The 11,669-nt window shown below is 73.2% G+C and carries 11 protein-coding genes; 3 read left to right on the top strand and 8 right to left on the bottom strand.

Translation table 11 applies throughout. The features are described from left to right. The first annotated feature begins 4 nt into the window (after positions 1 to 4). Together ACZ6BG_RS21180 and ACZ6BG_RS21175 are read left to right on the top strand one after the other, a co-directional pair. Positions 5 to 850 carry a chymotrypsin family serine protease gene (locus tag ACZ6BG_RS21180; RefSeq protein ID WP_469003562.1) on the top strand — a complete coding sequence of 282 codons (846 nt, stop codon included), beginning with the start codon at positions 5 to 7 and terminating at the stop codon, positions 848 to 850. 111 nt (positions 851 to 961) lie between these two features. Beyond that, a complete protein-coding gene (locus ACZ6BG_RS21175) occupies positions 962 to 1,375 on the top strand; it encodes an ATP-binding protein (protein WP_469003560.1) in 414 nt (137 codons plus the stop codon). A gap of 191 nt (positions 1,376 to 1,566) precedes the next feature. Here ACZ6BG_RS21175 and ACZ6BG_RS21170 read toward each other — a convergent pair whose 3' ends face one another. The 7 genes from ACZ6BG_RS21170 to ACZ6BG_RS21140 form a co-directional block, all read right to left on the bottom strand. Then, on the bottom strand, positions 1,567 to 2,445 hold the full coding sequence (locus tag ACZ6BG_RS21170; RefSeq protein WP_469003558.1) for an RNA polymerase sigma factor SigF: 879 nt from the start codon (positions 2,443 to 2,445) through the stop codon (positions 1,567 to 1,569). 133 nt (positions 2,446 to 2,578) lie between these two features. After that, positions 2,579 to 4,030: a hypothetical protein gene (locus ACZ6BG_RS21165; protein ID WP_469003556.1), complete on the bottom strand. Its 1,452-nt coding sequence runs from the start codon at positions 4,028 to 4,030 to the stop codon at positions 2,579 to 2,581. Between the two features lie 221 nt (positions 4,031 to 4,251). Next, the gene (locus ACZ6BG_RS21160) at positions 4,252 to 5,403 is read right to left on the bottom strand and encodes a cobalamin B12-binding domain-containing protein (protein WP_469003554.1); all 1,152 of its coding nucleotides are present in this window, start codon (positions 5,401 to 5,403) and stop codon (positions 4,252 to 4,254) included. Positions 5,404 to 5,527: 124 nt separating this feature from the next. Further along, entirely contained in the window at positions 5,528 to 6,019 is a 492-nt protein-coding gene (locus tag ACZ6BG_RS21155) for an ATP-binding protein (RefSeq protein WP_469003552.1), read from the bottom strand. Further along, on the bottom strand, positions 6,016 to 6,366 hold the full coding sequence (locus tag ACZ6BG_RS21150; protein WP_469003551.1) for an STAS domain-containing protein: 351 nt from the start codon (positions 6,364 to 6,366) through the stop codon (positions 6,016 to 6,018). Before ACZ6BG_RS21150 ends, ACZ6BG_RS21155 begins: the two co-directional genes overlap by 4 nt. Before the next feature lie 135 nt (positions 6,367 to 6,501). Beyond that, positions 6,502 to 6,981, bottom strand: a complete 480-nt coding sequence (locus ACZ6BG_RS21145; protein WP_469003549.1) for a hypothetical protein — start codon at positions 6,979 to 6,981, stop codon at positions 6,502 to 6,504. A 119-nt stretch (positions 6,982 to 7,100) separates the two neighbouring features. After that, entirely contained in the window at positions 7,101 to 8,960 is a 1,860-nt protein-coding gene (locus ACZ6BG_RS21140) for a PP2C family protein-serine/threonine phosphatase (RefSeq protein WP_469003547.1), read from the bottom strand. A gap of 421 nt (positions 8,961 to 9,381) precedes the next feature. Here ACZ6BG_RS21140 and ACZ6BG_RS21135 point away from each other — a divergent pair, with 421 nt between their 5' ends. Further along, a complete protein-coding gene (locus ACZ6BG_RS21135) occupies positions 9,382 to 10,143 on the top strand; it encodes a calcium-binding protein (protein WP_469003545.1) in 762 nt (253 codons plus the stop codon). Between the two features lie 113 nt (positions 10,144 to 10,256). On the opposite strand, the gene ACZ6BG_RS21130 is transcribed toward ACZ6BG_RS21135, so the two are convergent. After that, positions 10,257 to 11,423: a glycoside hydrolase family 88 protein gene (locus ACZ6BG_RS21130; protein ID WP_469003543.1), complete on the bottom strand. Its 1,167-nt coding sequence runs from the start codon at positions 11,421 to 11,423 to the stop codon at positions 10,257 to 10,259. Positions 11,424 to 11,669 lie beyond the last annotated feature (246 nt).

Genomic DNA, 11,669 nt, shown 5'->3' with positions numbered 1-11,669 from the left:
CGGGATGCGCAGACAGGCGATCACGGCCTGCGTGGCCGCGCTGATGATGGCTCTGACGTGGTCGACGCCCACCTCGGGAGCGCCCGCGAGCCGGGCCAACGACCCGCAGCCGCACCGGGGCGGCGCCGACCTCGTCGTCCACCGCAGCGAGGGCGACTTCGGCTGTACATCGGGGTTCACGGTGCGCCGCTGGGACGACGGCAAGCGCGCCATGGCTACGGCAGGGCACTGCTCGAACGCCCTGACCGGGGTGAAGGTGACGTCCGGCGAGTACGCGTACGGCTCGTTCTCGAAGGCCGCCTTCGAGGAGAAGGCGGACCTCGGGCTGATCACCGGCACGGCGAACAGTCCGCAGACGTACGCGCCCACCCTCTGGACGGACGGCGGCCCGGCCGGTTCGCCGGTCGCCCGCCGGGTGCTCGGCAAGGCCGACGCCCCGGCTCGGGGGTCCACCGTGTGTATCAGCGGGAACATCACCAAGCTGGTGTGCGACATCACGGTCCGGCACCTCAGCGACGGCGTGGAGTGCGAGAAGGATCCCCCGAAGCGGTGCACCAGGGGGCTCGCCCGCGCGGTGAAGGGCGGCCAGACGATCTCGGACTTCGGCGACTCGGGCGCGCCGGTGTTCGTACCGATCGACACGGTGATCGACGGACATCCGGTGCACGGCGCGTTGCTCGTCGGGCTGTTCGTCGCCGGTGGCAAGCAGAATCCGACAGGGCCGGACGACACGGTCCTCTTCCACACCGTGAAGCAGGTCGAGTGCTTCCTGAGGGTCCAGGTGCTGACGTCGCAGGAGGCGGACTCGGGGAACACGACACCGCCGAAGCCCCGGCCCGACTGCGGCTAGCTCCACGCCTCGCGTCCTCCACTGTCGGCCACTTGGATGACACCCGCGTACAGGCGGCGGATCCGGGAAAGCGAACGGTGTCCAGGAGCCGCAGAGCGACGGGAGGTTGCCATGGTGCACTCCCCAGGGGAGCAGCGGGTGTGCCGGGAGTGGAGACGGGACGCGCCGACGTCGGCGGCGCAGGCCCGTGCGATGGCACGGGACTTCATGGCGGCCGCGGGCTACGACGACGAGAGACACCGGGACGCCGTCCTCATCGTGGTGTCGGAGCTGGTGACCAACGCCCTGCGGCACGCCCGCGGGGTGACCGGCCTCCGGCTCAGCCACCACGACCGGGGCCTCACCGTCTCGGTCCGCGACGCCGGCAACCGGCCGCCGCGCACCTTGCCGCCGGACCCGGCCCGCCCCGGGGGCTTCGGCCTGCATCTGGTCCGCGGCCTCACCGAGGGCGTGCGGGTGGAATGGCGCCCCGGAGGCAAGAACGTCTGGGCGACGGTGCCGCAGCCGGGGGCCGAGGGTCGGTGAGCGGGACCGGCGTTCCCTGACACAGCTGTGCCTCTGCCCCCGCGTCCGGCTACGGGGGCAGAGGCAGGGAGCTCACCTCCGAACTCTCCCGGGAGCAGCCCGGCCGGTGGACTCGCCACGGGCCGGGTTCCCGGATGAGCGGGATCTATCCTGCGGGATCGATCCTGTCGGGTCGCACCGCTGTTCCCGGGTCAGACCCCGGCCGGCATCAGGCCCGCGCGCAGGCGGCCGAGGATGCGCTTCAGGAGCCGGGACACCTGCATCTGGGAGACGCCGAGACGGTCGCCGATCTCGCCCTGGGTCAGTTCCTCCACGAAGCGCATGTGGATGATCTCCCGGTCGCGCTCGGAGAGTTCACCGATGAGGGGGGCCAGGCTGTTGAAGTCCTCGACGAGTTCGTACGCCGCGTCCTCCTCGCCGATGAAGTCGGCGAGGGCCGCCTCGCCGTCGTCGTTGCCACCGCCCATGAGAAGCGCGGCGTTGAGGGACGTGGAGGTGTAGCCGTTGGAGGCCTTGCGGGCCTCGATGACCTCTTCCTCGGACAGGGACATCAGCTCGGCCAGCTCGGCGGTGGTCGGGTCCCGGTCGAGCCGGGTCGCCAGCTCCTCGGTGGCCTTGACCAGTTCGATGCGCGCTTCCTGGAGTCGGCGCGGCACGTGCACGGCCCAACTGGTGTCGCGGAAGAAGCGCTTTATCTCGCCGACGATGTAGGGGACGGCGAAGGTGGCGAACTCCACCTCGCGCGTCAGGTCGAACCGGTCGATGGCCTTGATCAGGCCGATCGTGCCGACCTGGACGATGTCCTCCATGTCGTCGCCGCGGCCCCGGTAGCGCGAGGCGGCGTAGCGCACGAGCGAGAGGTTCATCTCGATCAGCGTGTTGCGCACGTACTGGTGGTCGTGCGTGCCCTCTTCCAGAACGGCGAGGCGGTCGAAGAACTGCCGGGAGAGCACCCGCGCGTTGTGCGGCTCCACGGTCGACGGTGCTTCGATCAGTGGCAGTTCTCCCTCCACGCAGGCCTCGGCCCTCGTCGACCGGATCCCGGACACTGTCGGCCTGCGTGCACCCATCGCGGCAGCCACACGATCCACCCTTCTCTCGACGGCACCCCGTGTCACGATCCGGGGACTCAAGACGCGTCTGCCCCTCGCTCCCGGTCCCACACCTGACGATCCGGAATTGGCTCGCGCACCCCGCTGTGAGCTACCTCTCGACACGGCCCGCGGCGAGGGCCAGGCGGGCGAGTTCGGGATGGAACACGTCGAAGTGCGCGCCCTGCGGCGGCACTCCGCCGCGGACGACGGCGGAGGCGTCGACGCTGACGTATCCCGATCTGGGCAGGGCGTCCTCGGTGAGCGCGTCGGCGAGGGTGAGGGTGGGGCAGCCCTCGACGCCCTGCACCCCGTCGTAGCCGAGCGCGCCCCAGAGCCGGTCGGCCCCCACCAGGGAGGGCGACTCGCCGAGCATGCGGGAGGCCAGCGGGAACAGCAGGCCCAGCTCAAGGTCGTGGTGCGAGTACGCGCACACCACCGGCCCCGCGACACTCTGTGCCACCCCGGCGAGCGCGCCGCCGCCGCGCATCTGCTGCGGCAGGTGGGCGGCGAACGCGAAGTGGGACAGGGCGGCCTGAAGCAGCGTCACGGAGGCGGGCCTGCCCGCCTCCGTCTTGAGCCCTTGGACGGCGTACGCGACGAGCCGGGCCCCGGCGCCGTGGCCGACGAGATGGATGCGCGTGTCCGGCAGGGCTTCGGCGAGCTGTCCGAGGGCGGGGGCGAGCCCGGCCCCGCCGATCATGCCGGCGCGCCGCCTAACGGCGTACGAGACGGCCTGGCACAGGAGTTGTCGCGCGCCGTCCCAGAGCCGGTCGAGGGCGCGCTCGGACTCCGCGGATCCGAAGGGGCGGGTGCTGGGGGTGAGGGGGTCGGGGCGGGCGAGCCAGTCGGTGGGGGCGTCGGCGGGGCGGGGTCCCGCGGTCTCGGCCTCCGTCAGCGTTCCGGACTTCGACACCGTGGGCGCCTCGGTGCCCCGTCCCGGCTGCTGAATCCGCTCGGGGCGCTGTTCGGCGCGCTCCGCCTCCTCCTGGGCCTGTTCGAGGGCGCGGGCGAAGCCTTCGCAGACGTGCGCGGAGCTGTCGAACAGCATCGCCGGGTCGGACTGGGGCAGCAGTTCGTCGCCCATGTCGGTGGCGTAGGCGGCGGCAGGAGCGTGCAGGGGTTCCTCGACGAGGCGCCGCAGCAGCATCCCCACGTCGTCGACGGCGCTGAACCGGCGCGGCCGTTCGTCCACGAGGGAGCGCAGGTCCGCGATGAGGCCGTCCTGGCCGGGGAACGTGCGGCGGAGCGCGGACTCGGTGGCGTCGGTGAGCCGCGGCTCCGGCGCGAACTGCATGCCGGGCCAGTGCACGCTCGCGAAGCCCACGCCGTCGGCCTCGGTCCCGTCGGTGAACAGGGCGCGGAAGCGGGTGTCGACGTCGGCGGTGGTCTCGGCGTCGTTGTGCGCGGTGTGCGCGAGGAGCACCAGGTCGCGGATGTCCGCCGCGCGTGCGGCGTCCGCGACCCGCGCGCACTGCTCGCCGTCCGCCTCGCCGCCGTCCGCGTCGAACTGGATCGCCCAGCGCGGCCGGGTGCTTTCCGGGTCGTTCTCGGAACTGCTCATGCGTTCCCCCGAGCCGGTGGTGGTCTGCGTCGAGCCGGTGGCGGATGCCGTCCACGCAGCATGCTCGGTCGGGGCCGCGGTGGCTAGGGGCGTGGGGCCGGGAGCGCGGCGGCCGACGGCTGTTCGCCCGCCGGTCGCCAGGGATGCCGGATGCCGAGGCGGACAGCCAAGAGGCCGCCTACCGCGCGCCGTGTGCGGCCGCCGGGTGCCGCACGCGGTCGTCACTCCGTCGCCTCTCCCGCCGAGGTCCGCACCGTCTCGTGCGCTTCGCGGATCATCGCGGCGGCGCGCGGGAAGTCGCGAACCTCCGCGCTGAGGACGTCGAGTGCGTGCAGCAGCGACTCCACCGGTACGTGGCGTGCGGCGAGGACGGCGGCGGTCCAGCGCCCGAAGGCGGCGAACAGGCCGGAGTCGTCGACGTAGAGGGCGGCGGCGAGGAAGGCGACGATCTGAGCGACGTCGTCTGCGGTGTGCTGGTACTGGGCTTCGGTGTAGTCGAGGAGGGCGGGGAAGCGGGAGCGCAGTCCGTTGAGGGTCGCCCGTACGAGTTGGGGTGCCGAGCGGCTGATCAGCGTGTACTCCTGGTCGAGGAGGTGCTTCAGCGGTTCGTGGGCGAACGGCTGGCCGGTGCGCCGTCGCGGCGGGCGCTCGGTGAGCCGTGCGGCGGCGGTGCGGGCGTCCCCGGCCCAGAGTTCGGCGCCGAGCAGTTCGGCGTGGCGTCCGCCGGGCCCGAAGGCGGCACCGCCCGCGAGGACCGGCACTCCGGCGGCCCGGCAGGCGGATATCGCGGCGTGGGCGGTGGGCAGCCGGGTCGCGAGGGAGCCGGACAGGGCCACCGCGTCGGCGCCGGTGTGGTGCAGATGGGCGATGAGGTGCGCGGTGGGGACCTGCGCGCCCAGGAAGTCGACGCGCCAGCCGCGCAGGGTGAGGACTTCGGCGAGGAGCCGGGCGGGCAGGGCGTGCCACTCGCCGTCCACGCAGGCGACGGTGATGCGGGCGTGCGCGGGTGTACCGGAGGGTGCCCGGGTGCCGAGCAGGGCGTCGTGGGGGTCCGCGGCCGGTGGTTCGCCGGGCCGGGGCGGGGCGGGGGCCGCTGCGGGCGGTCGGGAAAGAGCCGCGATGACGCGTTCGTTGATGGCGGTCGCGGCGTGCTCCTGGGCGACGGTCAGCTTGTTGGCGGCCCACTCCTCGCCCACGCGCCGCTGCACGGCACCGATCACGTCCAGGAGCACGCATTCGGCGTCGAGGCCGCCCCGGAGTGCGGCGCGGGCGGTGTCCGTGGCGGTGGACTCGTCGCCCGCCATGACCGCGTGCCAGAGTGCGGCGGCCCAGGGGGCGGCCCGTTCTTCGGGGGTGGTGGCCGTGGGTGTCATCGGGACCTCCAGCGGGGGTTGCGGTCCGCCGGGGCCGGGCGGGGCCGGGCGGGTTCTCGGGGCGGGGCCAGGACCCGGGAGTGGATCCGGGAGCGGGCCGGGGACGGGGACCCGGCGCGGGGCATCAGTCGCGGGGCGCCTTCCACGTGACGCGGACGGTCTTCCCGCCGGAGTACACGTACACGTCGAGCGTCGTCGTCAGCGTGGCGGCGAGCAGCATGCCCATGCCACCGGTGCCGTCGTGGGTGTCGGGGAGGCGCGGCACGGGCGGCTGCTCGCTGGCGTCGTCGATGTCCGCGATCAGGCCGTCGTGGTGCCCGTGCAGCCGCAGCCGCCACCAACCCGTGGCGTGTCTGAAGGAGTTGGTGCACAGCTCCGACACGACGAGCGCCACATCGGCGGCGTCGACGGCGGGGCAGCGTACGGCGGCGTAGGCGCGGGCGGCCCGGCGGGCCCCGCCGATGCCGCAGTCCTCGGCGTCGACCGCGAGGAGCGCGGGACGGTCTCCGGCCGTGGGGCACCATGCCCCCTGAACCGTCGCCCGGTCGCACAGCGGGCACGGCGCCGTCACGCCGTGGGCCGCGTCGCGCGCGGTCACGTCCGGGGAGTGGGTCATGGCGCGCACGCCTCCTCCAGGGACTCGCACACGTGGAAGAGCCCGAGGGTGCCTGTCACCCGCAGCAGGTCGCGCAGCTGCGCGGGTATCGGGCCGAGGATCCGCAGGTCGCGTCTGCGGTGGGTGCGGATGAGGATGTTCAGCAGCGTGGAGTCCGCGAATTCGAGCCGGGTCAGGTCGAGGACCAGCCGGAGCGTCAAAGGAGTTGCCTCCAGGGCGAGTTCGATGTCCGGCTCGTACTCGACGTCCATTTCGCCGACCACCGCCACTACCCGCACCCCACGTCTCTTGTCGGCGTGAACTTCGACCGAGCACTGGGTCGCCGCATCATCATGCGTCCACTGCATGCCGACAGTCTCGACCCGCCGGGCACGGTCCCACCCCGGCCATCCCCCCATGGGGGACCCGTCGAATTCATGTCTGACGGTCGGGCCTCTTCCGCTTGGCTCGCCGCAACGTTTCAGCACGTCGGGGCGGTGGTCTCATGTCGTCACGTCGGCCCGCCGGGCCCGGAACTCCCCCACGTAGCGCGCGCCGACGGCGAGCAGCACGGCGCACAGCGCGAGGGACAGCGTCGCCCAGTTCATCCACACGTAGTCGGCATCGCTGGAGTAGACGGTGCCGTCGTCGCGGACGCAGTCGAAGCCCAGGGGCAGATACGAGGACCGGGCGTGGGAGAAGTTTCGAACCGTGTCCTCGTCGAAGCCGTCATGGCAGACCGGAGTCGGCACCGAACCCGCACCGTCGCCGACCGCCACGTCGGCCGTCAGCACGGCGAAGAACCCCAGGGAGTAGACGGACGCGGCCGCACAGGCGGCCATCGCCGCCGCGCGCCGCAACAGGTGTGCCGGCCAGGGCTCGGGCCGCCCGGGAAGCACCATCGCGACGACGCCCGCGGCAGCGATCAGCGCGCCGATGGCGCAGACCGCGGGGACACCGAAACCCACCAGCACGGACCTCACCCCCTCTCCTCGGCAAGGGCTCACCTCACCAGCCCCGCACCCGGCACGCTGTGGCGGAAGCCACTCCTCCCGTCACAGCGGTGCCACAGGGCGCACGGCCCCCAGGCGTTCGTCCTGGCTCAGGGGGCAGGGGCCGCGGTGAGGTGGGTACGGCGACGGGGTACGGCGATGACCACCAGGCCGATGTCGTCGTGGCGGCGCCCGCCGAGCCAGTCGGCGACGAGCATCTGCACCCGCTCGGCGACCGCCTCCGGCGGATGCCCGGCGCACTCCGCGAGCGCCGCCCGCAGCCGTTCCTCGCCGAACTGGTCGGTCCCGAGCGGGCCGCCCTTGGCCTCGGTGACGCCGTCGGAGTACAGCAGGCAGGCTTCTCCAGGGCGCAACGTCGTCTCGTACGACTGCGTGAACACCTCGGGCAGGGCGCCGATGAGGGTGCCGTGGGTCGGGGCGGCGAGCACACCCCCGTCGCGCCGCACGATGAGCGGCGGCGGATGTCCGGCGCTGGTCAGCCGGAGGGTGACGGCGCTGCCACGACGGCGGACCGAGGCGAGCACGAGGGTCGCGAAGCGGCTGTCGTCGGTGCCGAGCAGGGCGGCGTTCAGCGCGCGCAGCAACCGCTGGTGGTCCGGTTCGAGCAGGTGCAGGGCGCGCAGGGTGGTGCGGATCTTCCCGGTAAGGGCTGCGGCCTCCAGGCCTTTGCCGCATACGTCGCCGAGGACCACGTGGGTCTCGCCGCCCGCCTCGGGCGCGGTGCTGATGTCGACGAAGTCGCCGCCGACGCCGAGTTCACCGTCCGCGGGGCGGTGTCCGACCGCGAACTCGACGCCGTCGACGCGGCGCGGGCCGGGCCGGAGCGTGTCCTGGGTGAGCAGTGCGGCGACGGCCGTCTGCTCGGTGTGCAGCGTCGCCGCGGACAGGGCGGCCGCGGCGCGCACCGCGAAGAGGCGGGCGAGGGCCTCGTCGTCCTCGGTGAAGGGCTCCGCCCCCGCCCGGCGCATCAGGACCAGCGCGCCGAGAGGCGTACCGCGCCCCGGCAGCGGCGTGACCATGAGCGCCCCCGGGACCTCGGAACCGCCGGGCGCGGTGGCGGAGTCGGGGCCGTCGTAGGGGTGGGAGCCCGCGGGCGGGCGCGGATTGCCCGGGGAGCCCGGACCAGCCGCGGAACTCGGACCATCCGGGGAGTCCGAACCACCCGCGGAACTCGGACCATCCGGGGAACCCGGACCAGCCGCAAAACTCGGCCCACCCGCAGTACCCGAGCCGCCGACGGAGCCCGGCCCACCAGCGAAGCCCGGCCCCGCGCCCGAACCCCACCCCTCGAAAGCCTCGGGCAGCATCCACGACGGCAGAGCCGCCGGGTCCAGCCAGCGTGCCGGAACGGGCGGAAACCCCTGCAACGCCTCCGCGAGCCCCGGCACCTCGGCCGGGTCACCCGCGAGCCGCCCGTGCGTGACCTGCCCGTCGCGCCGGGCGGCGGCCACCGGTGGGCGCGCGCCCCGGCCCGCGCCGATGACCACGGCCGCGTCGGCGAGATGCCGCGCGGCGAGCAAAGCCGTACTCCCCCTGCACTCCTGAGGGTTGAGGCGGGCGAACAGCTCGTCGGAGACGTCGGCGAGGAAGCGGGCGCGCTCGCGTCCCGTGCGCGGCGCGGTGGGCGGCCCGGGGTCGTCACGCAGCCACCACAGCACGCCCTCGGCGTCGCCCGCCGCGGTCGCCTCGGCCCGCACGGCACGCCCGGCCACGGCCCCGGCGGCCTCACGGTCGCGGCGCGCGTGTGCGTCGGCGAGCCAGGCCGGGGCGTGCCGCGCCAGGGAGGTCCCGGCACCGACGCCGGGGAGCAGGGCGGTCGCCGCGGTGTTGACCCACCGGACGCGTCCGTCGGCCCCGGCGAGGAGGAGGGGCCACGGCGCGGACTGCAGGGCGGCGCTCACCGCCCGCGCGGCGGGCTGCTCGGTCGGGGTCCTGGTGTCTCGCCTCACGTACCGGAACGCCGTGCCTCGTGGGCACGAATTCCCCTCACCCTCTCGTCACCCCTTGGATCCTTGAACGACCGCGCGCCCTCTGGGTCGTTGAACGGCCCGGCACGGTCCCGCAGCGGCCGCAGCACGGCCGCACGCTCCCGCGCCATGGAGGGCCGACGATCCTCCAGATGAGCGCTCCGCACAATCCTTGCGCGTGGGCTCCGGCGCGCTCACCGCGTCCCGCACCGGCGGAATGATCACTTCGGGCGACAGCCCGAAAGCTCCTTCGGGTTTTGACATTCCGTGGCGCGAAAGGTTGCACGCGACACGCGTGGCGATCAACACAATGATGGAGATGACGTGAAGACCGTATTGTCATCCCGTTCACATCTCTCGCCGGGCACCACTTCTGACCCGGCATCATCCCGTGGGGGGATCCATGCGACACCGCACTCGCGTCGCCATGCTCGGCTCGGCCCTGGCCGTGGCAGCGGCGGGCTTCGCCGCGCCCGGCGCCGTGGCGGCGCCGGCCGGCGAAGTCACCATCGACAAGGTCGTCGTGAACGGCGGCAAGCCGGTCGTGCTCGGCACCACCGCCGGCAAGACCTTCACCGTCTCGGTGACCGCGTCGGACGACTCGGGCATCGAGACCGCCGACCTCTCGCTGTTCGGCGGCGGCGCCGGCCACGCCCTGCCGACGGGCAACCCCAAGTGCGTGGCGGACAGCACGACGACGTCGACCTGCACGGCGAAGTTCACGCTCGACCCGGACACGGACTTCTTCGACAACGCCCCGGCCGGCACGTGGTACGTCGACGCCCTGGTGACGGCGAACGACATCGACACCATCCTGGCGGAGAAGGCCGGTTCCTTTAAGGTCCAGCGCCAGGCCAAGCTCACGGTGAACGCCTCGCCGGAGCCCATCAAGAAGGGCAAGACGCTCACCGTCACCGGCGCGCTGACCCGCGCCAACTGGGAGACCCACAAGTACGCGGGCTACACCGGCCAGTCCGCGAAGCTGGAGTTCAAGAAGAAGGGCGCCACGTCCTACACCGCGGTGAAGACCGTGAAGACCGACAACAAGGGCAACCTGAAGACCACGGTCAAGGCCTCCGTCGACGGCAGCTACCGCTGGACCTTCGCCGGCAACACGACGACGTCCTCGGTGAGCGCCACCGGCGACGCCGTCGACGTGATCTGATCACTCTGATCACTCGGCAGTAGCACGCTCGACCTTCGCCGGGCGCGTGTGGATCCACGCGCGCCCGGCGATCGCGTTCCCCGCACGACGCGCCGACGCCCCGCGCCAGTTCCTCAGCGCGCGAGCCGGGCCAGCTCCGTCCCCGCGAGCAGGAAGGCCCCCACGCCGAAGTCCGCGGTGCTCTCGTACGTCACGGGCTGGCTGGACTCCGGCCGGTCGCCGACCTTCTGGACGAAGCCGAGGAAGCCGTCCGGGCGCACGGCGGTGGCGACCATCCCGTTCCACGCCCGCGCGGCCACCGGCACATACGTCGCCGCGTCGACCAGCCGGGCCGCCACCGCGTACGCCGTCCCGTAGACGAAGAAGGACGTGCCGCTGGTCTCCGGCCCGGACAGATGGGCGGGGTCGGCGAGGTTGACGTTCCAGAAGCCGTCCGGCCGCTGCGCCTTCGCCACCGCCGTGACCAGGCGGGTGAGCGTGGCGCGGTACTCGGCGGTGTGGCGTGCGCTCGCGGGCAGCGCCTTGAGCGTCTTGACGTGACCGCCCGCCACCCACCCGTTGCCGCGCGACCAGAGGACCGGCCTGCCGCCGGGCGAGACGATCCCGCCGGGCAGGAACCGCTTGTCCCGGTACCAGAGCCCCGACGCGCCCGCGTCGTACAGACCGGGTCCGCCCTCGGCCGACTTGGTGTGGCGGTACAGGGCGAACAGCTTGTCCCAGTAGCGCGGGTCCTCGCGCAGCGCGCCGAGCCGGGCGAACGGCGGCATGGCCATGTGCAGGGCGTCGTCCCACCACCAGTCGTCGTTCTTGGCCGGCTGGTCCGTGAGCGTCATGCGCCGCAGACAGGTCTCGATCGCGGTGAGCTTCCACGCCTCGGGCTCGAGTTCGTACAGGTCGAGGTAGGCCTGGCCCGCGCACTGGTTGTCCGCGTGCCGGGTGGTGACGCCGCCCTTGAGTCCGTACGCGTGCTTCTCCGCCCAGCGGCGGGCGTACGCGAGGTAGGGCGCGGCGCCGGTCAGGCGGTGCAGGGCGAGGAGACCGCTGAAGAACGTGGCGTTGGCCCAGCCGTTGTCGCCCGGGTCGGTGTGCGCGCCGATCCAGTGGTCGGCGACGCGGCGCAGTACGCGGCTGATCTCGTCCCTGGACGGCAGTTCGGGGGCGGGTGCCGTGCGGTCGGCGGGCGCGGGGGCCGCCGCCAGGGCGGTGGAGGTCCGCCACGGTGACGCGAGCGCCGCGGCGGACAGGGCGGTGCCGCCCACAAGCACTTGACGTCTACGCATGTGAACCTCTCCTTCATCCGTGGTCGCACACCATCGTGAGGGTCGACTCCCCGCGCTGTCCATGGACTGTGGGGGAACTTCTCCGCCGCACGGGGTGATTCAACTCGCCGACCGGCATTCAGAGTTGCGCACCGGAGAGCGGGACGGCACGGACGCGCCCCCGCACCAGCCGTCGGCCTCGACGGCCCGCACCCGCACCCGAGCCGCGCGACACCCGCCGTCCCAACGGCCGCCACAGACCGCACC

Source organism: Streptomyces sp. NPDC041205, assembly GCF_055591765.1.
This window is presented reverse-complemented; position numbering and strand designations above follow the sequence as displayed.

Coding starts and splice junctions, on each gene's coding strand:
- ACZ6BG_RS21160 (WP_469003554.1), bottom strand. CDS start 5,403: ATGACACCCACGGCCACCACCCCCGAAGAACGGGCCGCCCCCTGGGCC.
- ACZ6BG_RS21155 (WP_469003552.1), bottom strand. CDS start 6,019: ATGACCCACTCCCCGGACGTGACCGCGCGCGACGCGGCCCACGGCGTG.
- ACZ6BG_RS21175 (WP_469003560.1), top strand. CDS start 962: ATGGTGCACTCCCCAGGGGAGCAGCGGGTGTGCCGGGAGTGGAGACGG.
- ACZ6BG_RS21135 (WP_469003545.1), top strand. CDS start 9,382: ATGCGACACCGCACTCGCGTCGCCATGCTCGGCTCGGCCCTGGCCGTG.
- ACZ6BG_RS21165 (WP_469003556.1), bottom strand. CDS start 4,030: ATGAGCAGTTCCGAGAACGACCCGGAAAGCACCCGGCCGCGCTGGGCG.
- ACZ6BG_RS21130 (WP_469003543.1), bottom strand. CDS start 11,423: ATGCGTAGACGTCAAGTGCTTGTGGGCGGCACCGCCCTGTCCGCCGCG.
- ACZ6BG_RS21180 (WP_469003562.1), top strand. CDS start 5: ATGCGCAGACAGGCGATCACGGCCTGCGTGGCCGCGCTGATGATGGCT.
- ACZ6BG_RS21170 (WP_469003558.1), bottom strand. CDS start 2,445: ATGGGTGCACGCAGGCCGACAGTGTCCGGGATCCGGTCGACGAGGGCC.
- ACZ6BG_RS21150 (WP_469003551.1), bottom strand. CDS start 6,366: ATGCAGTGGACGCATGATGATGCGGCGACCCAGTGCTCGGTCGAAGTT.